This is a genomic window from Pseudomonas sp. NPDC077186, assembly GCF_044543505.1.
Taxonomy (GTDB): domain Bacteria; phylum Pseudomonadota; class Gammaproteobacteria; order Pseudomonadales; family Pseudomonadaceae; genus Aquipseudomonas.
Genome location: NZ_JBITWE010000001.1, coordinates 1,111,941 through 1,133,249, shown reverse-complemented (window position 1 = coordinate 1,133,249; position 21,309 = coordinate 1,111,941). Strand labels below are relative to the sequence as shown.

Below are 21,309 nucleotides of genomic sequence, written 5' to 3'. Positions count from 1 at the left end.
GGCGCTAGGCGGAAGCCCGGCGGTCTGCGCCGGGCCCGGTTTCATTTGCACTATGGAGGCAGCATGAAGGCATTGCAAGGCGTCGAAGGGCGGGCCCAGTGGCTGGAACAGCCGGCGCAGGCGTGCGACGCGGGGCAGATTCGGGTCAGGGTGGCCGCCGCCGGTCTCAACCGCGCCGACCTGCTGCAGCGCGCCGGTCTCTATCCGCCGCCGCCCGGCGCCAGCGAGGCGCTGGGCCTGGAATGCGCCGGGGTGGTCAGCGAGGTGGGGCCGGGTAGCGCCTGGCAGGTGGGCGACCGCGTCTGCTGCCTGCTGGCCGGCGGCGGCATGGCCGAGGAAGTGGTGGTCGATGCCCGTCACGCCCTGCCGGTGCCAGAAGGCTTGAGCTTGGTCGAGGCGGCGGTGTTGCCGGAGGTCTATGCCACGGCCTGGCTCAACTTGTTTCAGCTCGGCGCGCTGAAGCCGGGCGAGAAGGTGCTGCTGCACGCCGGCGCCAGCGGCGTCGGCTCGGCAGCCATCCAGCTGTGCAAGGCGTTCGGCAGCCCCTGCTGGGTCAGCGTCGGTTCGCCCGAGCGGCTGGCCTATTGCGAGGGGCTCGGCGCCCAGGGCGGGGTGCTGCGCGGCGACGACCTGCAGGGCCTGCGCGATTTCGGCCCCTTCGATGTGATTCTCGATCCGGTCGGCGGTCAGTATGCGACGCTCAATCTGGAACTGCTGGCGCGCGATGGGCGCTGGATCAATATCGGCCTGATGGGCGGGCGCGAAGCCAAGCTGGATTTGGCCCAAGTGCTGGGCAAGCGCATCCAGCTGATCGGCTCGACCTTGCGGGGCCGCGACGACCAGTTCAAGGCCGACCTGTTGCGCGACCTGCAGCAGCAGGTCTGGCCGCTGTTCGTCGAGGGCAGGTTGAAGCCGCAACTGGAGCGCAGTTTTGCGCTCAAAGACAGCGAAGCGGCGTTCGAGACACTCGCCGGTAACCAGGTGGCGGGTAAAATCGCGCTGCTTATCGAGCCCAGCCTGGTTTGAGCCAGGGCTGCAGCCCGCGTCCGGCGCGGGCTCGGCCAACGATTGGCTGATTCAATCAATATCATGGCCGTAATCAATAAGCTTTTTTTCGTTAGGCCGCTAAGATACGCCCTGTAAATTTTCAACCCTCACAGAAACCTCAGAAGGAGTCAGAGATGTCCCTCATCAACACTCAGGTACAGCCGTTCAAGGCCAACGCTTTCCACGCCGGCGAGTTCGTCGAAGTCACCGAGCAGAGCCTGCAGGGCAAGTGGTCCGTGCTGATCTTCATGCCGGCCGCCTTCACCTTCAACTGCCCGACCGAAATCGAAGACGCTGCCAACAACTACGCCGAGTTCCAGAAGGCCGGTGCCGAGGTCTACATCGTCACCACCGACACCCACTTCTCGCACAAGGTCTGGCACGAAACTTCGCCGGCCGTTGGCAAGGCGCAGTTCCCGCTGATCGGCGACCCGACTCACCAGCTGACCAACGCTTTCGGCGTGCACATCGCCGAAGAAGGTCTGGCGCTGCGTGGCACCTTCGTGATCAACCCGCAAGGCGTGATCAAGACCGTTGAGATCCACTCCAACGAAATCGCTCGCGACGTCTCCGAGACCCTGCGCAAGCTGAAGGCCGCTCAGTACACCGCCGCTAACCCGGGTCAGGTTTGCCCGGCCAAGTGGAAAGAAGGCGAAGCCACTCTGGCGCCGTCGCTGGACCTGGTTGGCAAGATCTAAATCTGCCAGCTCCCTTTCCGGCCTGTCACCGGCCGGAAAGGACCCACTCTGCGCTGTTAGGGCCAGCAACCGGCCCTTGTGGTGCCCGATGCCCGGGCGCGATCCGTCCGGGCATTTTATTGCCCGAATTTTCGTATTTGAGGAATTTCCGCCATGTTGGACGCCAATCTTAAAGCCCAGTTGAAGGCCTACCTGGAGAAGGTCACCCTGCCGTTCGAGATCGTCGCGTCCCTCGATGACAGCGCGAAATCTCAGGAGCTGCTGGGCCTGCTCCAGGACATCGTCGGCCTGACCGACAAGATCACTCTCAAGACCGACGGCAACGATGCCCGCCGTCCGTCCTTCGCCCTGAATCGTCCGGGTGAAGACACCGGCGTTGCCTTCGCCGGTATCCCCATGGGCCACGAGTTCACCTCGCTGGTGCTGGCGCTGCTGCAAGTGGGCGGTCATCCATCGAAGCTGGATGCCGACACCATCGCGCAGATCAAGAGCATCGAAGGCAAGTTCGAGTTCGAGACCTATTTCTCGCTGTCCTGCCAGAACTGCCCGGACGTGGTTCAGGCGCTGAACCTGATGGCCGTGCTCAACCCCAATATCCGCAACGTCTCCATCGACGGTGCGCTGTTCCAGGAAGAAGTCGAGCGTCGCCAGATCATGGCCGTGCCGAGCATCTACCTGAACGGTGAGGTGTTCGCTTCCGGGCGCATGGAAGTGAAGGAAATCCTCGCCAAGATCGACACCGGCGCCGCCAACCGCGATGCCGAGAAGATGAGCGCCAAGCAGGCCTTCGACGTGCTGGTGGTCGGCGGTGGCCCGGCCGGCGCTGCGGCTGCCATCTACGCCGCGCGCAAGGGCATCCGCGCCGCCATCGCCGCCGAGCGCTTCGGTGGTCAGGTGCTGGACACCATGGCCATCGAGAACTTCATCTCCGTCAAGGAAACCGAAGGCCCGAAACTGGTGCGCGCTCTGGAAGAACACGTCAAGGAATACGAAGTCGACGTGATGAACCTGCAGCGTGCTTCGGCTCTGGTGCCGGCCAGCAGCGAAGGCGGCCTGCACGAAGTGAAGTTCGAGAACGGCGCGTCGCTCAAGGCCAAGACCGTGATCCTCTCCACCGGCGCACGCTGGCGCGAGATGGGGGTGCCCGGCGAGCAGGAATACAAGGCCAAGGGCGTGTGCTTCTGCCCGCACTGCGACGGCCCGCTGTTCAAGGGCAAGCGTGTGGCGGTGATCGGCGGCGGTAATTCCGGCGTCGAGGCAGCCATCGACCTGGCTGGCATCGTCGCCCACGTGACCCTGCTGGAATTCGCCGACACCCTGCGTGCTGACGCCGTGCTGCAGAAGAAACTCTACAGTCTGCCCAACGTCACCGTGATCAAGAGCGCACAGACCACCGAGGTCAAGGGCGACGGCCAGAAAGTCACCGGCCTGGTGTACAAGGACCGCACCACCGAAGAGCTGCACACCGTCGAGCTGGAAGGCATCTTCGTGCAGATCGGCCTGTTGCCCAACAGCGACTGGCTCAAGGGCACCGTGGAGCTCAACCGCTTCGGCGAGATCATCGTCGATGCCAAGGGCGCGACCAATATCCCTGGCGTGTTCGCCGCCGGTGACGTGACCACCGTGCCGTACAAGCAGATCGTCATCGCCATGGGCGAGGGGGCGAAGGCATCGCTGTCCGCCTTCGACCATCTGATCCGCCATAGCTGATCGGGCGTTGCATGAATGAAGAAGGCCACCCCTCGGGGTGGCCTTTCTTTTTTATCTCTACCCAGGAGCCGCTTCGTAGGGTGCGCTGCGCGCACCGATGCCTCGGTTCTGCTGGTGCGCACGGCGCACCCTACGAGTGGGGTATCACTCAGCGCTTAAGACCGCCCAGGGTCAGCGGCATCTGGCGGTTCACATCCTTGTACAGCAAGTAGCGGAAGCGGCTCGGGCCGCCGGCGTAGCAGGCCTGCGGGCAGAAGGCGCGCAGCCACATGAAGTCGCCGGCCTCGACCTCGACCCAGTCCTGGTTCAGGCGGTACACCGCCTTGCCTTCGAGCACGTACAGGCCGTGTTCCATGACGTGGGTTTCGGCGAAGGGGATCACGCCGCCCGGCTCGAAATTGACGATGTTGACGTGCATGTCATGGCGCATGTCGCTGATCTCGACGAAGCGCGTGGTGCTCCAGCGGCCCTCGGTGCCGGGCATGACGATCGGCTCGATGTCCTGCTCGTTGGTGACGAAGGCTTCCGGGTAAGGCACGCCTTCGACCGGTTGATAGGCCTTGCGCAGCCAGTGGAAGCGTACGGCTTGGCTGCTGTTGTTGCGCAGCGACCAATCGCTCTGCGGCGGGATGAAGGCGTAGCTGCCCGGACGCAGGGCGTGTTGGGTGCCGTTGAGGGTCAGGTCGCAGGTGCCTTCGACGACGAAGATCACGCCTTCGGCGGTGGCGTCGAGCTCAGGCTTGTCGCTGCCGCCGTTCGGGCCGACTTCGACGATGTACTGCGAGAAGGTTTCGGCGAAGCCGGTCAGCGGGCGGGCGATGACCCACATGCGCATGTTGTCCCAGAACGGCAGGTGGCTGGTGACGATGTCACGCATCACGCCTTTGGGGATCACGGCATAGGCTTCGGTGAACATGGCGCGGTCGGTCAGCAGTTGTTCCTGACCGGGATGGCCGCCATGCGGGGCGTAGTAGTAGGGCGTTTTGCTCATCGAGAAGGTGCCTCGGCGGGAGAATGGCGCGGGGTTCTGTCCCCGTGCGGAAATTTGACTCCCGTGCACTATAGAAAGTCGCAGCTCGATTCTGAAATTAAATAGTAGAATGCCTGTCAGTGGACTTCGTGATGGGTGGCAATATGCTCGATCCGGTGCTGTTACGCAGTTTTCTCACCGTGGTGCAGACCGGTGGTTTCACCCGCGCGGCTGCCAGTTTGCACCTGACCCAGTCCACAGTCAGTCAGCAGGTGCGGCGCCTGGAGGAGCAGCTTGGCGCCGAGCTGCTCGACCGCAGTGGCCGCTACGTGGTGACCACCACCGAGGGCGAACGCCTGCTGGGTTATGCCAACCGCATCGTCGCACTGATGGACGAAGCCATGCTGGCGCTGGGGCAAAGTGCGGTGGAAGGCGAAGTGCGCCTCGGCGTGCCGGACGATTTCGCCGCCAACAGCCTGACGCCCTACCTGGCCGATTTTGCCGATGCCCATCCGGGTATTCGCCTGGAGATCACCAGCGGCCTCAGTCATGACGTGTGGCGTGCGTTCAATGCCGGCGAGCTGGATCTGGCACTGATCAAGCAGCGCGCCGGCAGCGCCAAGGGCCTGGCCAGTTGGGCCGAACCACTGGCCTGGCTCGACAGCCGAACGCGCCCGGTGCTGGCGCGCAACCCGGTGCCGCTGGCGGTGTTCCCGCCCAATGGCCTGTACCGTCTGGAGATGACTCACGCGCTGGACGCCATGGGCAAGCCCTGGCGCATCGCCTATGTCAGCAGCAGTCTGCCCGGCGTCAGCGCCGCTGCCGAAGGCGGGCTGGGTCTGACCCTGTTGCCGCGCCGGTTGATTACTGCCGCGCACCGCGAACTGGGCGAGGCCGAAGGTTTCGCCCCGGTGGCGCCGGTGGAAGTGGCCCTGCATGCGCGCAACCAGTTGCCCGGTTACGCGCGAGAGCTGGCGGCGGCGTTGATCGAGGCGTGCGAAGGCATCATGAGCAAGTAGGGTGTCGCGGGGCCGCCCAGGTTGTGCGCACCAAATTTCCCTGCCCAGGTTGGTGCGCACAGCGCACCCTACGGCGGATCAGCGCCAGCTTAGAATCGGCCAGCCAGCCTGTTCGGCATGGGCGCGCAGGGTCGGGTCGGGGTTGACGGTGAAGGGCTTGTCCACCAGTTGCAGCAGCGGCAGGTCGTTGCGCGAGTCGGAATAGAAGCTGGCGCCGGCCAGGCTTTCGCCCTGTTCGATCAGCCAGCTCTCCAGGCGGATCACCTTGCCCTCGCGGTAGGTCAGCACGCCTTGGGTACGCCCGCTGTAGAAGCCGTGCTGCAGCTCTAGGTCGATGGCCAGCACTTCGTCGATGCCGAAGCGCTCGGCGATGGCGCTGACCAGAAAGTGCGCCGAGGCGGAGATCACCAGCAGGCGATCGCCAGCGGCGCGGTGCGTGGCCAGGGTGCGGCTGGCGTCGCTGTAGAAGATCGGTTCGATCACGTCTTCGACGAAGGGTTTGACCACATGGGCGACCTCCTCGGGCGTGCGGCCGACCAGCGGCGACAGGGTGAAGGCCATATAGTCCTCCATGGCCAGGGTGCCGGCGGCGTACTGGCGCATCAGCTCCTGTTCGTGGGCGATGAAGGAGTCGCCATCGGCCCAGCCGATCTTCACCATTTCCTGGGTCCACAGGCTGGCGCAGTCGCCATGGATCAGGGTTTCGTCGAGATCGAAAATCGCCAGGGCCATCATGCCACCTCCCGGATCGCATCGGCGCCAATGGCCAGGCTGACGCTTTGGCCGTCGTGGTGCAGGTCTGCAGCAGAGCGGTTGAGCACATCCACCAGCAATTCCACGCCGCGCGCTTCGACGCGGTAGCGGATGACGTTGCCGAGCAGGCTGTGGCTGCGAATCTGCGCCTCGATGCCGCCGTCGGCGAAGTGGATGGCTTCCGGACGGATCGCCACGCGGCTGCCGATCGGCTGGCCGAGCAGGCGGCTGGCGGCGTCGGCATCGAGCAGGTTGTAGTTGCCGATAAAACCGGCGGCGAAGGCATCGGCCGGTGCGGTGTAGAGGGTTTCGGCGTCGCCGCTCTGGACGATCTGGCCGCCGTTCATCAGCACGATTCGGTCGGACAAGACCAGCGCCTCTTCCTGATCGTGGGTGACGAAGATGGTGGTCAGGCCCAGCTCGCGCTGGATGGCGCGTATCTGTTCGCGCAGGTGTTTGCGGATGCGCGCATCCAGCGCCGACAACGGCTCGTCGAGCAGCAGCAGGCGCGGGCGGGTGACCAGCGAACGGGCCAGGGCCACGCGCTGGCACTGGCCGCCGGACAGTTGCTGCGGGTAGCGCCCGGCGTAGTCGCTGAGTTCCACCAGCTCCAGCACCTCGGCGACGCGCTGGCTGGCCTCGGCGGCTGGGACTTTCTGCATGCGCAAGCCGAAGGCGACGTTCTGTTGCACGGTCATATTGGGAAACAGCGCATAGCTCTGGAACACCATGCCGATGCCGCGTTTCTGCGGCGCCACGGGTACCAGGTCCTCGCCGCCCAGCAGGATCTGTCCGCCATCGACCGCGGTCAGGCCGGCGATGCAGCGCAGCAGGGTGGACTTGCCGCAGCCGGACGGGCCGAGCAGGGTGATGAACTGGCCCTGGCCGATCTCGATATTGATGTCGGTGAAGATCGGCGTGGCGCCGTAGCTTTTATGCAGGCCGTGGATATTCAGAAAACTCATTGGTCGTTCCTTATCAAGCAATCTGGGTTTCGCACGCTCAACCCAGCCTACGATTTGTCCTTGTTCAGGCGGTTGGCCGCCCAGGTCATCAGCAGCACGAACAGGAAATAGGAGATCACCAGGGCACTGGTGAAGTGGCCGCTGTCGTTACGCATGTTGTACAGGTACACCTGCAGCGTCTCGTAGCGGCTGCCCACCAGCAGGTTGGCGAAGACGAATTCGCCGAACAGGAAGCTGAAGGACAGGAACACCGACACCATCAAACCCTTGCGCAGATTCGGCAGCACCACCATCAAGGCCGCACGCCAGGTGCTGGCGCCGAGCAGGTGGGCGGCGTCCATCAGGTCGCGCAGATTGATCGCCTGCAAATTGTTGGTGATCGCCCGGTACATAAAGGGCAGGGCGATGGTGAAGAAGCAGCCGATCAGGATCCACGGCGTGCCGAGGATCGGCAGCGGGCCGGCGGCGAACAGCTGCATCAGGCCCACCGAGGACACCACCGGCGGGATGGCGAAGGGCAGCAGGATCAGCACGTTCATCACGGCGTCGAGCTTGGGGAAGTGGTAGTTGACCACGAACAGCAGCGGCAGGATCAGCAGCAGCGCCAGCGCCAGGGCAGCGATGCACACCAGCAGCGAGCGGCCGAAGGCGGCGAGAAAGCGCGCATCGCTCCACAGCGCCAGGTACCACTTGAAGGTGAAGCCGCTGGGCAGGATGGTCGCCGACCAACTGGTGGACAGCGAGTACACCAGGGTGCCGAGCAGCGGCAGCAGCAGGATCAGAAACAGCAGGTAGACCACCAGTTGGTGGAACAGCGGCGAGCGTTTTTCAGCGGGCGACATGGTAGCTCCGGCGCAGCAGCCATTGGTGGACGATGGTGATCAGGGTCATCAGGCCGACCAGCACCATCGCCAGCGCGCTGGCCATGTTCGGGTCGAGGAAGATGTCGCCGGAGACCATCGCCGCGATACGGATCGGCAGGATGTTGAAGTTGCCGGTGGTCAGCGCATACACCGTGGCATAGGCGCCCAGGGCGTTGGCCAGGAGGATGACGAAGGTGCCGAGCAACGCCGGGGTCAGCACCGGCAGGCCGATATGCCGCCAGAACTGCCAGGTGCTGGCGCCGAGCAGTTCGGCCGACTCGCGCCAGTCTTCGCGCAGGGCGTCGAAGGCCGGGTAGAGCAGCAATACGCCGAGGGGAATCTGGAAGTAGGTGTAAAGCACGATCAGGCCGGTCTTGGAGTAGAGGTTGAAGTCCTCGATCACCCCCATCTGCTTGAGCAGGATGGTCAGCGCGCCGTTGAAGCCAAGCAGGATGATGAAGGCGAAGGCCAGCGGCACCCCGGAGAAGTTGCTGGTCATATTGGAAAACGCCATGACGAAATCGCGCAGGCGGCTGCTGACCTGGCGCAGCGAGTAGCTGCCGATGATGGCGATGACGATGCCGAACAGACTCGACCAGAAGGCGACTTCCAGGCTGTGGCGCATGGCCTGGCGGTAGAAGGCCGAGGAAAACGCCTGCTGGAAATTGCCCAGGCCCCAGCCTTCGGCGGTGTTCAGGCTGTTGCTCGCGACCCAGACCAGCGGTGCGATCTGGAAGGCGAAGAAGAACAGGGCGAAGGGCAGCAGGCACAGCAGTGCCCACCCCTTGCTGGAAATGGTCGACTTCATGCAAGCAGCTCCCTGTACCAGGGTTTGTCGTGGGCCACGCCGAGCAACTGGCAGATGGTGCCGCATAACTCGGTCTGTTGCGGGCGGGCTGCAGGATCGAGGCTGAAGGCGCTGCCGAGGACGATCAGCGGCACTTCGCGTTCTTCCGGCAGCACGCCGTTATGGCTGCGGTCGGCGTTCATGCCGTGGTCGGCGGTCACCAGGATCTGGTAACCGGCGTCGAGCCAGGTCTGGATATATTCGGCCAGCAGCACGTCGGCCATGCGCGCGGCGTTGCGGTACTGCGAACTGTCAAGGCCGTGCTTGTGGCCGGCATCGTCGATGTTCATCGGGTGCACCAGCAGCAGGTTCGGCTGATGGCGCTGGCGCAGGCTGTCGGCATCGGCCAGCAGGTGCGAATCCGGATAATGGTCGGCGTAATAGAAGTGGCCGTGCTGGATCGGTAGCGACTCATCGCTGGTGTGACGGTCGCGCGCGGCCTGGAAGGGCGCGCGGTTATACAGCTCGCTGACCCAGTGATAGGCCGCGGCGGCGGTGCTCAGGCCGGCGTCACGGGCGTAGTGGAAGATGCTGCGCTGATTCGACAGGCGCACCACATCGTTGTGCACGATGCCGCTATCGATGGGCGCTACGCCGGTGAGGATGCATTCGTAGAGCGGGCGGGACAGTGCCGGCAGTGCGCAGTCCAGCTTGTACAGCGCGGCGCGCCCGGCCTGGCAGTAAGCCAGCAGGTGGCCCAGCGCATGCTGAGCCACCTGATAGCTCAGGCCATCCAGTACCACCAGGATGACGTTGTGCTTCATGGGGTTCTCTCTTTCGCTCGTAGCCCGGATGCAATCCGGGGGCGTACTTGACGATTGCCCCGGATTTCATCCGGGCTACGGATCAATGGTGTCGCGGCCGCATCAATTCATATTGATGATCACGTGCTCCTGCCACAGGCGCGGCAGGGCCTTGGAAGTGGCCTCCCAGGCAGCGGCGTCCTTGATCGGCTGGACCTTGGCGTACTGCTCCTGCGGCAGCAGCTTGGCCTGCACCTCGGCCGGCAGCTCGATGTGCTCGGCGCGGATCGGCCGGGCGTTGCCCTTGGCCAGGTTGATCTGCCCGGCGTCGCTCAAGATGTATTCGCGGGCCAGCTTGGCGGCGTTGGGGTTCTTCGCCCATTTGTTGATGATGGTGCTGTAGCCGGAGATCACCGAACCGTCGGACGGGATCAGCACCTCGAAGCGCTCGGGGTCGATCTGGTCGCGGTAGGACAGGCCGTTGAAGTCCCAGACGATGCCGACTTCCACCTCGCCCTTTTCCAGGGTCTGGATGGTCGGGTTGGCCAGCGACAGGCGACGCTGCTTGGCCAGTTCGCCGTAGAAGTCCAGCGCCGGCTGCACGTTGCTCTCGTTGCCGCCCATGGCAATGGCCGCGGCCAGTACGCCGTTGACCGCTTGCGCAGCGGTGCTGACGTCACCGGCAGAGACCTTGTAGGTGCCGGTCTTGAGGTCGGCCCAGGAACGCGGAATGTCCTTGACCAACTGCTTGTTGACGATGAAAGCGATGGAGCCGGTGTAGGCCAGCATCCAGTGACCGTCCTGGTCCTTGGCCCAATCCGGAATCTGCGCCCAGGTGCTCGGCTTGTACGGCTGGGTCACGCCCTGCTGCACGGCGATGGGGCCGAAGGCGGCGCCGACGTCACCGATATCGGCGGTGGCGTTTTCCTTCTCGGCGGCGAACTTGGCGATTTCCTGCGCCGAGCTCATGTCGGTGTCCTGGTGCTTGAGGCCGTAGAGGCGCGCCAGGTCCGCCCAGGTGTCTTTCCAGTTGGCCCAGCTGTCGGGCATACCCACGCTATTCACCGCGCCCTCGGCGCGTGCAGCCTGTTCCAGTGCCTGCAAGTCGGTGCCTTCGGCCATGGCCGAGGTCGCCAGGGCGATGGCCGAACCCATCAGTGAAGCCAGCAGCAGTTGTTTCATCGGAAACTCCTTTGCATGAGAGTGTTGGTCTAGATCAGCAAGACCTGAGCCAATCTAGGCGCCTTCAATGACAGTTTTATGTCGGGTCGCCGGGGGCGGATGTCTAAGCTTGACCGGCTGGCGCGCTCAACAAGCGTAGACCATGGCTAACTAACTGATTTCGCGGCCTGTGGGCCTTGGCGGCGGTGGCATGCGGCATGCTTGTAGTCGGGCTGTCATCTGCCGGTCATCTAGACTGTCTAGGCTTGTAACCCGTCTGACCGACCGACTTTTGCCCTGCGATGGGGCTGGACTAGTCCATAAGGGGAAGAAGTGATGCGCGAAGAAGCGCCGCGGGCCGTCACCCTCATCTGCCGCGCGTTGCAGGAGCAGATCGACCGCGGCCTGCTGCCCTCCGGTAGCAAGCTGCCGGCCGAACGCAAGCTCAGCGAACTGTTCGACACCACCCGCATCACCCTGCGCGAGGCGCTCGGCCAGTTGGAGGCGCAGGGCCTGGTCTACCGCGAGGAGCGCCGCGGCTGGTTCGTCTCGCCGGCGCGGGTGGCCTACAACCCGCTGGTGCGTACCCACTTCCACGCCATGGTCGCCGGCCAGGGGCGAGTGCCGGCCACCGAAGTCCTCAGCGCGCGGCTGATGCCGGCCAGTGCGCAGATCTGCCAGGTGCTGGAGCTGCCGGCGCTGTCCAGCGTCTACCAGGTGTGCCGCGCGCGGCGCATCGACGGGCGCCTGGTGCTGTACGTCGAGCACTACCTGAACCCGGCCTACTTCCCCGGCATTCTCGAGTTCGACCTGACCCGCTCGCTGACCGACCTGTATGCCAGTGAATACGGCATCCACTATGGCCGCGTGCGTTTCGACATGGTGCCCACCGCGCTGCACGCCGAAGCCGCGGCCAGCCTCAAGGTGGCGCCCGGCAGCCCGGCGCTGCGCATCACCCGGGTCAACCGCGACCAACACGGGCGCATCATCGACTGCGATCTGGAGTTCTGGCGCCACGACGCCATCCACGTCAGCGTCGAAGTCCCCGAGTAGAGTGCGCCGCGCGCACCGAGGCTGCCGGCAGACTTCGACTCGCCAGTGCGCAAGGAGGGTTGGGGGTAATCCGGGGAGGCCGGTGCGCACGGCGCACCCTACCGTTCGTCGGCTTCTGTGATGTTTTTGCGGCCAATGTCGAAATGCGCTCGCCGCGTTCGACTATCCAGTACCCACCCGCCAAGGAACAGGAGCACGCCATGAAATACCTCTGCCTCGTCTACGCCAACGAACAGGAGCTGCACAGCTCCCCCGACAGTCCGCATGACAGCGAGTGCCTCGCCTACGCCAACGCCGTGCAGGAGAGCGGGCGCATGCTCGCCGCCGAGGCGTTGCAGTCGGTGCAGAGCGCCACCACCGTGCGCATGCGCGGCGGCAAGCTGGCGATCACCGACGGCCCCTTCGCCGAAACCAAGGAGCAACTGGCCGGCTTCTACCTGGTGGAGGCGCGCGATCTCAACGAGGCCATCCAGCTCGCCGGGCACATTCCCGCCGCCCGCGTCGGCTGCGTGGAGGTGCGTCCGGTGCGCGAGCTGGATATCCAGCCGGCGCAGTTGCAGGCCGGTCGACACTGAGCCGGCAAGGCTCGATCAATAGGGAGAATCGCTATGGACCGCCGTTATATTCCCGAGGTCGCCAGCCGCGAGCAGTGGCTGGCGGCGCGCAAGGCCCTGCTCGAGCAGGAGAAGGCACTGACCCGCCAGCGCGACGCGATCAACCGTGCGCGTCGTGCGCTACCCATGGTGCTGGTGGAGGAGGACTACCGCTTCGACGGCCCGCAGGGCGAGGTGGGGCTGGAGGCGCTGTTCGAGGGGCGCAGCCAGCTGATCGTCTACCACTTCATGTACCACATGGAGCGTGGTGAGGGTTGCGACGGCTGTTCCTGCCTGGTCGACAACATCGGCCATACATCCCACCTGCATGCCCGCGACACCAACCTGGTGCTGGTCTCGCGCGCGCCCCTGGCCGATCTCGAGGCCTTCAAGCGGCGCATGGGCTGGACCCTGCCCTGGTACAGCTCCTACGGCAGCCGCTTCAACTACGACTACCACGCCACCACCGACGAGCAGGTCGCGCCGGTCGAATACAACTACCGCGACAAGGAGGAGCTGGAACGTCTGGGGCTGACCTATCACATCCAGGGCGAGCAACCCGGCGTCAGCGTGTTCCTGCGTGACGGTGGGCAGGTGTTCCACACCTATTCCTGCTATGCGCGCGGCCTGGAGATGCTGATGAGCAGCTTCCATTTCCTCGACTTCACCCCCTTCGGCCGCGGCGAGGGCTGGGACGGCATGCCCGATCTGGACGGCAAGGGGCTCAACTGGACGCGCCTGCACGACGAGTACCAACAGGCGGCGCCCGCCCATGACTGCTGCGCCCAAAAGGCCTGAATTAAAAGAAAGAGGGAGATTCGATATGAGTCGGCACGAATTGCAAGAAGCCCTGGACAGCTGGACCGAAGCCTGCCGCAGCAAGGACGTGGCACGTATCATCAGCCACTACGTCGAGGAGCTGGTGGCCTACGACGCCGTAGGCCCCTTGCGCTTTCAGGGGCGCCCGGCGTACCAGGCACATTGGCAGGCCTGCATGGAAATGTGCAGCGGCCCGGGGATGTTCGAGCCGCACGAGCCGACCTTCACCGCCGCCGGCGATCTCGGCGTGACCCATTACCTGCTGCACTGTGGCGGCAGCAACGACAAGGGCGAGCTGGAGACCTGCTGGATGCGCGTGACCCAGTGCCTGCGCCGCCAAGGCGGGCGCTGGCTGATCTTCCACGAGCACTTCTCCGCGCCCTGCGACATGGCAAGCGGCAAGGCGCTGTTCGATCTGCAGCCCTGAGCGCCGCTCAGGACGCCCAGTCCGTGGCGCTGTCTTCGGCGTACTTGAGCGCGGGCGCGTAGTCGCGGTAGTCGCTCCAGTTGCGCTGGCCGTTGGCGATGTCCTGCATCAGCGGATAGAGCGACCCTTCCAGGGCCGATACGTAACCGCGTCCGACCTCGGCCAGGTGGGTGATGATGGCCAGGTCCTGCAGCTCGACCGGTAAATCCAGCAGGCCGACTTCATCGCCGGTCGCCCAGTCGAGAAATTGCTGGGCGACGGCGCGGCCCTGGTTCGCTTGCCGCGCCGCCCAGGCGGCGATTTGCGCGTAGCTGGAAGGGCGGCCGCCCGTGCGGCGAATCACCGGGTCGTAGTTCTGCCAGCCGCGCCCCAACTTGAAGCCCAGGCCAGCCAGTTCGCTGTTGACGTGGGCGATGAGTTCGTCGCGTTTGTCCTGCTGGTTGCCGATCCACATGTTGGCGAACCAATGACGGCCCCAGGTGACGAGGATATTCGCTTCCGCCTGTGACATGCCGTGCCTCCTTTCGTGATGTCCGCAGTCGCAAGCGTAGCCGTTGCGGCGGATCGCGAGGTGGCGCACGACCGATGGCGAGGCGACGCGGATGCAGCTGGACGAGCCGAGCCCGTCACTGCTGACCCAGCGCCGCGCAGGAGGCTTGGTAGCGCTGCTGGCAGGCACTCTGGTACAGGCGCCGCGCTTGGTCCGGGTCGCGCGGCACGCCGCCTTCGCCACGGCGGTAGAGGTTGCCGAGAATATGCTGGGCCATGGGGTTGCCGGCGGCCGCCGACTGGTTGAGGTACTTGAGCATGCCCCGCTGGTTGGCGAATTCCGGCGCGTCGCGCCCGGTGTAAAGATAGGCCAGGCTCACCGCGGCCATGGCGTGACCCTTGTCGGCGGCCTGTTTCCACCAGTATTCGGCCTGCTTGAGGTTCTTCTCCGGCTGGCCGACGAAGTAGCTGCTGCCGAGTTGGAACTGGCTCTCCAGATCGCCGCGCTGGGCCTGCTGGCGCAGCTCGCGCAGTGGGTCCTGCGGCGTCTGTTGCTGCGGTTGCGGCTGCGTCGGCGGGCTCGCCGGGCTGGGCTCGCGGGCGGCGCAGCCGGCCAGCAGCGTCAGGGCGAGCAGGGCGGCGAGGCTGTGGCGCAGGGGGATGGGGCTGGGCATGGCGGGATTCTCTGGTTGAGTCGGCTCAGGCTGTTAGAACCTGTTTACGATCTGCTGCGCGTCGGCCTTCCTGCGTTAAAAACAGGCTCGGAATGCTCATTTACACCAGTAAACTCCGCTTCCTCGCCTGTTTTCGCCTTGTAAGGCTCTAGCTCGCGAGATCGTAAACAGGTTCTTAGGCCGGCCCTGCTTACCTTAGTTCGCCGCCGCCGCGCTGTCTGCCTTCACAGCGGTGCGGCGAGCTGCAATCCTGACGACTGATTTCGGCTCACGAGGCATGCATGAAGATCAGCGCGGATTTCGACAGCGGCAATATCCAGGTCATCGACGCCAGCGACCCGCAGCGCGTGCTGCTGGCCATGCGTGCGGACCTCAACAGCCATCATTTCCAGTGGTTTCACTTTCGGGTGGACGAGATGCAGCCGGGGCAGCGCCACGCCTTCAGCCTGACCAACGCCGGCCAGTCGGCCTACAACCGCGCCTGGGACGGCTACCAGGCCGTGGCCAGCTACGACCGGCAAGACTGGTTTCGCCTGCCCACCCGCTTCGCGGACGGCCAGCTGCACTTCGAGTTGCAGGCCGAGCATGCGCAGGCCTGGTTCGCCTATTTCGAGCCCTATCCGCGGGTGCGCCACGACGCGCTGATCGAGCAGGCGCTGAGCAAGGCCGGCGCCGAGCTGCTGGCTTGCGGCAAGAGTCTGGAAGGGCGCGATATCCAGCTGCTGCGCATCGCGCGCCAGGCGCAGGCGCCGCGCAAGCTGTGGATCATCGCCCAGCAGCATCCCGGCGAGCATATGGCCGAGTGGTTTATGGAGGGGCTGATCGAACGCCTGCAGGACCCGCAGGATGCCGAGTTGAATACGCTGCTGGCTCAGGCCGAGCTGTACCTGGTGCCGAACATGAACCCCGACGGCGCCTTTCGCGGCCACCTGCGCACCAACTATGCGGGTCAGGATCTCAATCGCGCCTGGCAGTCGGCCAGCGCCGAGCGCAGTCCGGAAGTGCTGTTCGTGCTGGAACAGATGCGGCGCAGCGGCGTCGACCTGTTCCTGGATATCCACGGCGACGAGGAAATTCCCCAGGTGTTCACCGCTGGCTGCGAGGGCAACCCCGGCTATACGCCGCGCCTGGCCGCGCTGGAGGAGGACTTCCGCCAGCGCCTGGTGGGCATCGGCGCCGAATTCCAGACCCGCTTCGGCTACCCGCGCGACGAACCCGGCCAGGCCAATCTGACCCTGGCTTGCAACGCCGTGGGCCAGGCCTTCGACTGCCTGTCGTTCACCATCGAGATGCCGTTCAAGGACCACGACGACAACCCGCAGCCACGCACCGGCTGGAACGGTGCGCGCTCCAAGCGCCTGGGGGCGGATGTGCTGACGGTGCTGGCGCAGATGGTGGGCCAGCTGCGCTGAAGGGGGGAGTAGGGGGCAGCGGCAAGCCGTTGGATCTGCAGGCAAAAAAAGCCCGTCGCGAGGACGGGCGGAAAGTGCCGTAAACACATGGAGACAATCGGACGCGCTGGCGCGTCGGGCGTTACAGGATCGACAGCGGGTAGTTGATGATCAGGCGATTCTCGTGCAGGTCCTGGCCGACGTCGCGACGCAGGTCGGAGTTGCGCCAGCGCACGCTGAGGTTCTTCAGGCTGCCTTCCTGGACGGTGTAGGCCAGTTCGGACTCGCGACCCCATTCCTCGGCGTCGGTGCGGCCGCCGGCGTGGATGTTGGAGCCGCTGGTGTAGCGGTTCATCAGGGTCAGGCCGGGGATGCCGAGGCCGGCGAAGTTGTAGTCGTGACGGATCTGCCAGGAGCGCTCCTCGGGGGCGTCGAAGGCGTTGGTGAAGCCGTCGTTGACCAACGAGCCGCCGCTGGCACCGTCGATGCGCAGAAACTTGGTGTCGCCGCTGAGCTTCTGGTAGGTGACCATGAAGCCGTGGTTGCCCTTCTTGGCCGACAGCGCGCCTTGGTAGACCTTGTTGTCCAGATCGCCGGCCTTGGCCGCGCCTTCGTCCTTGCCGTCGAAGTAGCCGAGGTTGGCGCCCAGCACCCAGTCGCCGACCGGCTGGCTGTGGGTCAGTTGCAGGAAGCTCTGCTGGTAGACGTCTTCCAGGCGGGCGTGCCAGACGCCGACCATGGTGTTGTTGCCGTTGAAGCGGTATTCGCCGCCGCCGAAGTTGAAGTCGTCGCCCTCGACGCCGCCGAAGGTCATTTCTTCGCGGCTGGCATCGTGACGCTGGCTGTTCTTCCAGAACTGGCCGCCGTACAGGGTCAGGCCGTCGATCTCGTTGGAGGTCAGCTGGGCGCCCTGGAAGGTCTGCGGCAGCGAACGGCCGTCGTCGGCACGCAGGATCGGCAGCACGGCGAACCATTCGCCGACCTTCAGCTCGGTCTTCGACAGCTTGGCCTTGGCGGCCACCGCGGTGCGGCCGAAGTCGTCGGCGGCCTGGCCGTCGTCGTGAATCGGCATCAGGTTGGTGTTGGCGGCGCCGCGGTTGCCGTCCAGCTTGACGCTGTACAGGCCGAGTACGTCGAGGCCGAAGCCGACGGTGCCTTGGGTGAAGCCGGAGCGGGCGTCGAGGATGAAGCTCTGGGTCCAGCCTTCGGCCTGGCCTTGGCGCTCGCCGTTGACCATCGGGTCGGTGCCGTTGAGGTAGTTGCGGTTGAAGTAGTAGTTGCGCAGGCCGAGGGTGACCTTGGCGTCTTCGACGAAGCCGGCGGCGTGGGTGGCGGTGGGCAGGACGAGGGCCAGCGCCGTGCTGCCGATCAGGGCCAGAGGAAGGGCGTTGCGTGCGGTCATTGTTGTTGTGCTCCCAGTTTTTGAACAAACCGTCCCCCTGCCGGCCTGCTCGGGGCCCGCATGGTGGGAGGGTGGTGGGTGCCCCGGCGGGGCGGCAGACCGGCCGTCATGGCCGGTCATTGCCAGGGGCTGGGGTCAGCCTCCGGCGAATCCGGTTCGATGGCGTCTGGCGGCGATGGATGCCGTGCGGGCGAGGCGTTGCTGCGCTGGGGAGAAGACGAGGGTGGTCATGGTCTGGCCCTGGTTCTTGTTGTTATTGGTGTTATACGTCGTCATACAACTTGGCGGATTATCGACAGCCTTTCCCGCGCTTGTCAACGCATGCCTAGACCAAAGTCGCAGGCGCTGCTCGTCTGAAGTTGCCGTTTTAGCTGGACTTATGGTGGGTAAGAGGCTCTGGGCTGGGCCTCTTGCCGTCGGCTGCTGGGCGGCTGGTATCCTTGGTGTTGTGTGATAACGTATGACAATTTCCAGTCATCGCCCGGAGACGCCATGCCCCATTGCCTGATCGAAGCCGCCCACGAGCTGAGTCGTCTGATCGAACCGCAGGAGCTGGTGCGCCTGGTGCACGACAGCGCCGCGGATAGCGGCCTGTTTCAGCCGGGCGAGGTCAAGGTGCGTCTGAGCCTGTACCAGCACCACTGCGTCGGCGGCGAGCCGGGCGACTTCGTCCATCTGATCTTCTATGTGCTGGCCGGCCGCAGCGACGAGGACAAGCGCGCCCTGTCGCGCCGCGTGGTGCGCGCACTGGTCGAACGGCTGCCGCAGGTGCCGGCGATTTCCCTGGATGTGCGCGATATTCGGCGGGAAAGCTTTAGCAACCGACGCAATTGCCTGGACGATTAGCCGGGTTCGAGCAGGCGCGGCCCTGCCCCCTGCTCGCCGAGCTGATCCTGGGGGTTGCGCAGCGGACAGTCCTGCATCGACAGGCAGCCGCAGCCGATGCAGCCGGTGAGCAGATCGCGCAAGCGGGCCAGTTGTTCGATGCGCGCATCCAGGTCGCGCTGCCACTGCGCGGACAGGCGTTGCCAGTCGGCCGCCGTGGGCGTGTGGTCGGCAGGCAGGCTGGCCAGCGCGGCGCCGATGTCGGCCAGGGGAATGCCCAGGCGCTGCGCCACCTTGATGATCGCCACCCGGCGCAGCACCTCGCGCGGGTAGCGGCGCTGGTTGCCGGCGTTGCGCTGGCTGTGGATCAGGCCCTTGGATTCATAGAAGTGCAGGGTGGAGATCGCCACCCCGCTGCGTTCGGCCACCTGGCCGACGCTCAGGGGCCGCTCGAGACACGGGTTGCAGGTCGACATGAAAATTCCCTCTTGACCTCAAGCTAAGTTGAGGTTTTACCCTCGGCCACCTCGACTGACAACCCCGAGGGCATTTCCATGCAGGACAGAGTTCGACTGGTACTGATCTACGGCAGTGTGCGCGAGGGTCGCTTCTGCGACCGCGTGGTGGCCTGGGCGTGCGAACAGATCGCCCAACGCAGCGAATTCGAGCTGAGCCTGGTCGACCCGGCCGCGATGTTCCGCCAGCCCGGCGAGGCGCCCGGGGCGGGCGAGGCGCGGCACCAGGCGTTGCAGCAGTTGCTGCGCGCCGATGCCTTCCTGATCGTCACCCCGGAGTACAACCATGGCTACCCGGCGGCGCTCAAGCAGTTCATCGACGAGGTGCCGGCCTCCTGGGAGGCGCGCCCGGTGGGCTTCGTCAGTTATGGCGGGGTGTCCGGCGGGCTGCGCGCGGTGGAGCAGCTGCGCCAGGTGCTGGTGGAAATGCACGGCATGACGGTACGCAGTTCGGTGAGTTTCGCCAATGCCTGGGAGCAGTTCGACGAGCGCGGCCGGTTGCGCGAACCGCGTCACGCCAACTCGGCCATGGCGCACCTGCTGGTGCAACTGAACTGGTGGGCGCAAACCCTGCGCGCTGGGCGCGAGCGGGTGGTTTATGAGCGGGTTCGGGGGTAGGGGCTCCTGCCAGGTATCGAGGCTTGCGGGCAGGCGGCGATTTGCTGAAGCTGTGCCGGTTGCCATTGACCGGAGAAGAACATGCAGCTGGCTGCCCCCATTCCCATTCTGCGCAGCTTCGACGAGTTGCGCGCACGGGCCTTCTATATCGATTACCTGGGTTTTGCCGAGGATTGGGCGCACCGCTTCGAACCGAAGCTGCCGTTGTACCTGCAGCTGTCGCGGGGCGCCTGCGTGCTGCACTTGTCCGAGCACCATGGCGACTGCTGCCCAGGCGCGGCGCTGCGTATCGCCTGCGACGATCTGGATGGGCTGCTGAACGAACTGCGCGGCAAGGACTACGACTTCGCCCGACCTGCCATCGTCGCGCAGCCCTGGGGACGCGATATGGCGCTGAGCGATCCGTTCGGCAATCGCCTGATCTTTACCGAGCCGAGCTGAGAACGCTGCGTAGGCGCCGGCTGGCCGGCGAGGCCTTTAACGGCAGCCGGTAGGGCGAGAACAATGGCACTAACGACGTAGCCCGGATGCAATCCGGGGCGGGGCGACAACGCCCCCGGATTGCATCCGGGCTACGAGAGCGCTTAACCGCGGTAGTAGCGCTGCGGCACGAAGGGGGTCTTGGCCACTTTCATCGCCACACGCTTGCCGCGTACGACGGCCCAGACTTCGCTGTCCACGGCGGCGTGGCTGGCCTTGAGGTAGCCCATGGCCACCGGCGCGCCGAGGGTCGGGCCGAAGCCGCCGCTGCACACCCGGCCGATCACGGCGCCCTCGGCGTCGACGATCTCGGCGCCTTCGCGTACCGGCACGCGCTCCTGCGGCAGCAGGCCGACGCGCTTTTCCGCCACGCCGTCGCGCTGCTGTTCGAAGATGCGCCCGGCGCCGGGGAAGTTGCCGGCGCGCAGGCCGTCGAGGCGACGTACCTTGGATATGGCCCGCAGCAGGCTGGCTTCGATCGGCGTGGTGGCGCTGCTCATGTCGTGGCCGTACAGGCACAGACCGGCTTCCAGGCGCAGCGAGTCGCGCGCGCCGAGGCCGATGGCCTCCACTTCCGCTTCCGCCAGCAGGCTGCGCGCCAGGGTTTCGGCCTGTTCCACCGGCACCGAGATCTCGAAGCCGTCTTCGCCGGTGTAGCCGCTGCGGCTGACGATGCACTCGCTGCCCAGCAGGCGCACGCGGGCGACCTGCATGAAGGTCATCTGGCTCACCTCGGGCGCCAGGCGGGCCAGCACGTCCACCGCTTTCGGCCCTTGCAGGGCGAGCAGGGCGCGCTCTTCGAACAGGCATTCGATCTGGCACTGCTCGCCGATCTGCTGCTCGAGGTGGGCCAGGTCCTGCTCCTTGCAGGCGGCGTTGACCACCAGGTACAGGGTGTCGTCGCCGAGGTTGGCGACCATCAGGTCGTCGAGGATGCCGCCGTGCTCGTCGGTGAACATGGCGTAGCGCTGCAGGCCCACCGGCAGGTCGATGATGTCCACCGGCACCAGGGATTCCAGGGCGCGCGCGGCGTGCTCGCCGCGCAGCAGGATCTGGCCCATGTGCGAGACGTCGAACAGGCCGGCGGCGTCGCGGCAGTGCAGGTGTTCCTTCATCACGCCCAGCGGGTACTGCACGGGCATCTCAAAGCCGGCGAACGGCACCATGCGCGCGCCGAGTTCCAGATGCAGGGCATGTAGCGGGGTTTTCGCGAGGGTCTCAGTGGTCATTTCGATTTCCTGTAGGGT

24 protein-coding genes are annotated in these 21,309 nt (G+C 65.4%); 12 read left to right on the top strand and 12 right to left on the bottom strand.

Translation table 11 applies throughout. The annotated features are described in order from the left end of the window. Window positions 1-63: 63 nt before the first annotated feature. From ACIGKL_RS05315 to ahpF, 3 genes are all read left to right on the top strand, one after another. A complete protein-coding gene (locus ACIGKL_RS05315) occupies window positions 64-1,026 on the top strand; it encodes a zinc-binding dehydrogenase (protein WP_397485653.1) in 963 nt (320 codons plus the stop codon). 155 nt (window positions 1,027-1,181) lie between these two features. Beyond that, window positions 1,182-1,745 carry an alkyl hydroperoxide reductase subunit C gene (gene ahpC / locus ACIGKL_RS05310; RefSeq protein WP_397485652.1) on the top strand — a complete coding sequence of 188 codons (564 nt, stop codon included), beginning with the start codon at window positions 1,182-1,184 and terminating at the stop codon, window positions 1,743-1,745. Between the two features lie 153 nt (window positions 1,746-1,898). Next, a complete protein-coding gene (gene ahpF, locus ACIGKL_RS05305) occupies window positions 1,899-3,455 on the top strand; it encodes an alkyl hydroperoxide reductase subunit F (RefSeq protein WP_397485651.1) in 1,557 nt (518 codons plus the stop codon). A 148-nt stretch (window positions 3,456-3,603) separates the two neighbouring features. Here the strand turns inward: ahpF and ACIGKL_RS05300 are convergent, their stop codons facing one another. Further along, window positions 3,604-4,446 carry a bifunctional allantoicase/(S)-ureidoglycine aminohydrolase gene (locus ACIGKL_RS05300; protein ID WP_397485650.1) on the bottom strand — a complete coding sequence of 281 codons (843 nt, stop codon included), beginning with the start codon at window positions 4,444-4,446 and terminating at the stop codon, window positions 3,604-3,606. Window positions 4,447-4,589: 143 nt separating this feature from the next. Between ACIGKL_RS05300 and ACIGKL_RS05295 the strand changes: the two genes are divergently transcribed. After that, entirely contained in the window at window positions 4,590-5,444 is an 855-nt protein-coding gene (locus ACIGKL_RS05295; protein WP_397486253.1) for a LysR substrate-binding domain-containing protein, read from the top strand. 78 nt (window positions 5,445-5,522) lie between these two features. Here the strand turns inward: ACIGKL_RS05295 and ACIGKL_RS05290 are convergent, their stop codons facing one another. The 6 genes from ACIGKL_RS05290 to ACIGKL_RS05265 form a co-directional block, all read right to left on the bottom strand. Next, the gene (locus tag ACIGKL_RS05290) at window positions 5,523-6,176 is read right to left on the bottom strand and encodes an HAD family hydrolase (RefSeq protein WP_397485649.1); all 654 of its coding nucleotides are present in this window, start codon (window positions 6,174-6,176) and stop codon (window positions 5,523-5,525) included. Next, on the bottom strand, window positions 6,176-7,162 hold the full coding sequence (locus ACIGKL_RS05285; protein ID WP_397485648.1) for an ABC transporter ATP-binding protein: 987 nt from the start codon (window positions 7,160-7,162) through the stop codon (window positions 6,176-6,178). Before ACIGKL_RS05285 ends, ACIGKL_RS05290 begins: the two co-directional genes overlap by 1 nt. Window positions 7,163-7,209: 47 nt before the next feature. Next, window positions 7,210-8,004: an ABC transporter permease gene (locus ACIGKL_RS05280; protein ID WP_397485647.1), complete on the bottom strand. Its 795-nt coding sequence runs from the start codon at window positions 8,002-8,004 to the stop codon at window positions 7,210-7,212. Next, window positions 7,991-8,833, bottom strand: coding sequence for an ABC transporter permease (locus tag ACIGKL_RS05275; RefSeq protein WP_397485646.1), 843 nt, complete (start codon window positions 8,831-8,833; stop codon window positions 7,991-7,993). Before ACIGKL_RS05275 ends, ACIGKL_RS05280 begins: the two co-directional genes overlap by 14 nt. Next, window positions 8,830-9,636: an alkaline phosphatase family protein gene (locus ACIGKL_RS05270; RefSeq protein ID WP_397485645.1), complete on the bottom strand. Its 807-nt coding sequence runs from the start codon at window positions 9,634-9,636 to the stop codon at window positions 8,830-8,832. The genes ACIGKL_RS05275 and ACIGKL_RS05270 overlap by 4 nt, the downstream gene beginning before the upstream one ends. A 102-nt stretch (window positions 9,637-9,738) precedes the next feature. Continuing rightward, window positions 9,739-10,797 (bottom strand): ABC transporter substrate-binding protein, encoded by a 1,059-nt coding sequence (locus ACIGKL_RS05265; protein WP_397485644.1) that lies wholly within the window; start codon window positions 10,795-10,797, stop codon window positions 9,739-9,741. A 315-nt stretch (window positions 10,798-11,112) separates the two neighbouring features. Between ACIGKL_RS05265 and ACIGKL_RS05260 the strand changes: the two genes are divergently transcribed. The 4 genes from ACIGKL_RS05260 to ACIGKL_RS05245 all read left to right on the top strand — a co-directional run bounded on the left by ACIGKL_RS05260 (window position 11,113) and on the right by ACIGKL_RS05245 (window position 13,668). Next, window positions 11,113-11,829: a UTRA domain-containing protein gene (locus ACIGKL_RS05260; RefSeq protein ID WP_397485643.1), complete on the top strand. Its 717-nt coding sequence runs from the start codon at window positions 11,113-11,115 to the stop codon at window positions 11,827-11,829. 200 nt (window positions 11,830-12,029) lie between these two features. Next, the gene (locus ACIGKL_RS05255) at window positions 12,030-12,404 is read left to right on the top strand and encodes a YciI family protein (protein ID WP_397485642.1); all 375 of its coding nucleotides are present in this window, start codon (window positions 12,030-12,032) and stop codon (window positions 12,402-12,404) included. A 33-nt stretch (window positions 12,405-12,437) separates the two neighbouring features. Further along, window positions 12,438-13,220, top strand: coding sequence for a DUF899 domain-containing protein (locus tag ACIGKL_RS05250; protein WP_397485641.1), 783 nt, complete (start codon window positions 12,438-12,440; stop codon window positions 13,218-13,220). A 25-nt stretch (window positions 13,221-13,245) separates the two neighbouring features. Continuing rightward, window positions 13,246-13,668 (top strand): YybH family protein, encoded by a 423-nt coding sequence (locus tag ACIGKL_RS05245; RefSeq protein ID WP_397485640.1) that lies wholly within the window; start codon window positions 13,246-13,248, stop codon window positions 13,666-13,668. Between the two features lie 7 nt (window positions 13,669-13,675). On the opposite strand, the gene ACIGKL_RS05240 is transcribed toward ACIGKL_RS05245, so the two are convergent. Together ACIGKL_RS05240 and ACIGKL_RS05235 are read right to left on the bottom strand one after the other, a co-directional pair. Continuing rightward, the gene (locus ACIGKL_RS05240) at window positions 13,676-14,179 is read right to left on the bottom strand and encodes a hypothetical protein (protein ID WP_397485639.1); all 504 of its coding nucleotides are present in this window, start codon (window positions 14,177-14,179) and stop codon (window positions 13,676-13,678) included. 115 nt (window positions 14,180-14,294) lie between these two features. Then, complete coding sequence (locus ACIGKL_RS05235) at window positions 14,295-14,831, bottom strand: tetratricopeptide repeat protein (protein ID WP_397485638.1); 537 nt, start codon at window positions 14,829-14,831, stop codon at window positions 14,295-14,297. 281 nt (window positions 14,832-15,112) lie between these two features. Between ACIGKL_RS05235 and ACIGKL_RS05230 the strand changes: the two genes are divergently transcribed. Then, window positions 15,113-16,243, top strand: a complete 1,131-nt coding sequence (locus ACIGKL_RS05230) for a M14-type cytosolic carboxypeptidase (protein WP_397485637.1) — start codon at window positions 15,113-15,115, stop codon at window positions 16,241-16,243. Window positions 16,244-16,364: 121 nt separating this feature from the next. Here ACIGKL_RS05230 and ACIGKL_RS05225 read toward each other — a convergent pair whose 3' ends face one another. Continuing rightward, window positions 16,365-17,624, bottom strand: a complete 1,260-nt coding sequence (locus ACIGKL_RS05225) for an OprD family porin (protein WP_397485636.1) — start codon at window positions 17,622-17,624, stop codon at window positions 16,365-16,367. A gap of 492 nt (window positions 17,625-18,116) precedes the next feature. On the opposite strand from ACIGKL_RS05225, the gene ACIGKL_RS05220 reads away from it, so the two are divergent. Beyond that, window positions 18,117-18,470 (top strand): 5-carboxymethyl-2-hydroxymuconate Delta-isomerase, encoded by a 354-nt coding sequence (locus tag ACIGKL_RS05220; protein ID WP_397485635.1) that lies wholly within the window; start codon window positions 18,117-18,119, stop codon window positions 18,468-18,470. Here the strand turns inward: ACIGKL_RS05220 and soxR are convergent. Next, a complete protein-coding gene (gene soxR / locus ACIGKL_RS05215; protein WP_397485634.1) occupies window positions 18,467-18,925 on the bottom strand; it encodes a redox-sensitive transcriptional activator SoxR in 459 nt (152 codons plus the stop codon). The two genes, ACIGKL_RS05220 and soxR, sit on opposite strands and share 4 nt — an antisense overlap. Before the next feature lie 78 nt (window positions 18,926-19,003). On the opposite strand from soxR, the gene ACIGKL_RS05210 reads away from it, so the two are divergent. Continuing rightward, complete coding sequence (locus ACIGKL_RS05210; RefSeq protein ID WP_397485633.1) at window positions 19,004-19,582, top strand: NADPH-dependent FMN reductase; 579 nt, start codon at window positions 19,004-19,006, stop codon at window positions 19,580-19,582. 81 nt (window positions 19,583-19,663) lie between these two features. Then, window positions 19,664-20,023, top strand: coding sequence for a glyoxalase superfamily protein (locus ACIGKL_RS05205; RefSeq protein WP_397485632.1), 360 nt, complete (start codon window positions 19,664-19,666; stop codon window positions 20,021-20,023). Between the two features lie 143 nt (window positions 20,024-20,166). On the opposite strand, the gene gcvT is transcribed toward ACIGKL_RS05205, so the two are convergent. After that, window positions 20,167-21,291, bottom strand: coding sequence for a glycine cleavage system aminomethyltransferase GcvT (gene gcvT, locus ACIGKL_RS05200; RefSeq protein WP_397485631.1), 1,125 nt, complete (start codon window positions 21,289-21,291; stop codon window positions 20,167-20,169). Window positions 21,292-21,309: the final 18 nt, after the last annotated feature.

Excerpts from the sequence above, each read along its gene's own strand:
- ACIGKL_RS05230 (WP_397485637.1), top strand. The coding sequence starts at position 15,113 with ATGAAGATCAGCGCGGATTTCGACAGCGGCAATATCCAGGTCATCGAC.
- ACIGKL_RS05250 (WP_397485641.1), top strand. The coding sequence starts at position 12,438 with ATGGACCGCCGTTATATTCCCGAGGTCGCCAGCCGCGAGCAGTGGCTG.
- ACIGKL_RS05275 (WP_397485646.1), bottom strand. The coding sequence starts at position 8,833 with ATGAAGTCGACCATTTCCAGCAAGGGGTGGGCACTGCTGTGCCTGCTG.
- ACIGKL_RS05225 (WP_397485636.1), bottom strand. The coding sequence starts at position 17,624 with ATGACCGCACGCAACGCCCTTCCTCTGGCCCTGATCGGCAGCACGGCG.
- ACIGKL_RS05290 (WP_397485649.1), bottom strand. The coding sequence starts at position 6,176 with ATGGCCCTGGCGATTTTCGATCTCGACGAAACCCTGATCCATGGCGAC.
- ACIGKL_RS05285 (WP_397485648.1), bottom strand. The coding sequence starts at position 7,162 with ATGAGTTTTCTGAATATCCACGGCCTGCATAAAAGCTACGGCGCCACG.
- ACIGKL_RS05210 (WP_397485633.1), top strand. The coding sequence starts at position 19,004 with ATGCAGGACAGAGTTCGACTGGTACTGATCTACGGCAGTGTGCGCGAG.
- ACIGKL_RS05295 (WP_397486253.1), top strand. The coding sequence starts at position 4,590 with ATGCTCGATCCGGTGCTGTTACGCAGTTTTCTCACCGTGGTGCAGACC.
- ACIGKL_RS05270 (WP_397485645.1), bottom strand. The coding sequence starts at position 9,636 with ATGAAGCACAACGTCATCCTGGTGGTACTGGATGGCCTGAGCTATCAG.
- ACIGKL_RS05300 (WP_397485650.1), bottom strand. The coding sequence starts at position 4,446 with ATGAGCAAAACGCCCTACTACTACGCCCCGCATGGCGGCCATCCCGGT.
- ACIGKL_RS05260 (WP_397485643.1), top strand. The coding sequence starts at position 11,113 with ATGCGCGAAGAAGCGCCGCGGGCCGTCACCCTCATCTGCCGCGCGTTG.
- ACIGKL_RS05220 (WP_397485635.1), top strand. The coding sequence starts at position 18,117 with ATGCCCCATTGCCTGATCGAAGCCGCCCACGAGCTGAGTCGTCTGATC.
- ACIGKL_RS05245 (WP_397485640.1), top strand. The coding sequence starts at position 13,246 with ATGAGTCGGCACGAATTGCAAGAAGCCCTGGACAGCTGGACCGAAGCC.
- ahpC (WP_397485652.1), top strand. The coding sequence starts at position 1,182 with ATGTCCCTCATCAACACTCAGGTACAGCCGTTCAAGGCCAACGCTTTC.
- ahpF (WP_397485651.1), top strand. The coding sequence starts at position 1,899 with ATGTTGGACGCCAATCTTAAAGCCCAGTTGAAGGCCTACCTGGAGAAG.
- ACIGKL_RS05240 (WP_397485639.1), bottom strand. The coding sequence starts at position 14,179 with ATGTCACAGGCGGAAGCGAATATCCTCGTCACCTGGGGCCGTCATTGG.
- ACIGKL_RS05265 (WP_397485644.1), bottom strand. The coding sequence starts at position 10,797 with ATGAAACAACTGCTGCTGGCTTCACTGATGGGTTCGGCCATCGCCCTG.
- ACIGKL_RS05315 (WP_397485653.1), top strand. The coding sequence starts at position 64 with ATGAAGGCATTGCAAGGCGTCGAAGGGCGGGCCCAGTGGCTGGAACAG.
- ACIGKL_RS05235 (WP_397485638.1), bottom strand. The coding sequence starts at position 14,831 with ATGCCCAGCCCCATCCCCCTGCGCCACAGCCTCGCCGCCCTGCTCGCC.
- gcvT (WP_397485631.1), bottom strand. The coding sequence starts at position 21,291 with ATGACCACTGAGACCCTCGCGAAAACCCCGCTACATGCCCTGCATCTG.
- ACIGKL_RS05280 (WP_397485647.1), bottom strand. The coding sequence starts at position 8,004 with ATGTCGCCCGCTGAAAAACGCTCGCCGCTGTTCCACCAACTGGTGGTC.
- ACIGKL_RS05255 (WP_397485642.1), top strand. The coding sequence starts at position 12,030 with ATGAAATACCTCTGCCTCGTCTACGCCAACGAACAGGAGCTGCACAGC.
- ACIGKL_RS05205 (WP_397485632.1), top strand. The coding sequence starts at position 19,664 with ATGCAGCTGGCTGCCCCCATTCCCATTCTGCGCAGCTTCGACGAGTTG.
- soxR (WP_397485634.1), bottom strand. The coding sequence starts at position 18,925 with ATGTCGACCTGCAACCCGTGTCTCGAGCGGCCCCTGAGCGTCGGCCAG.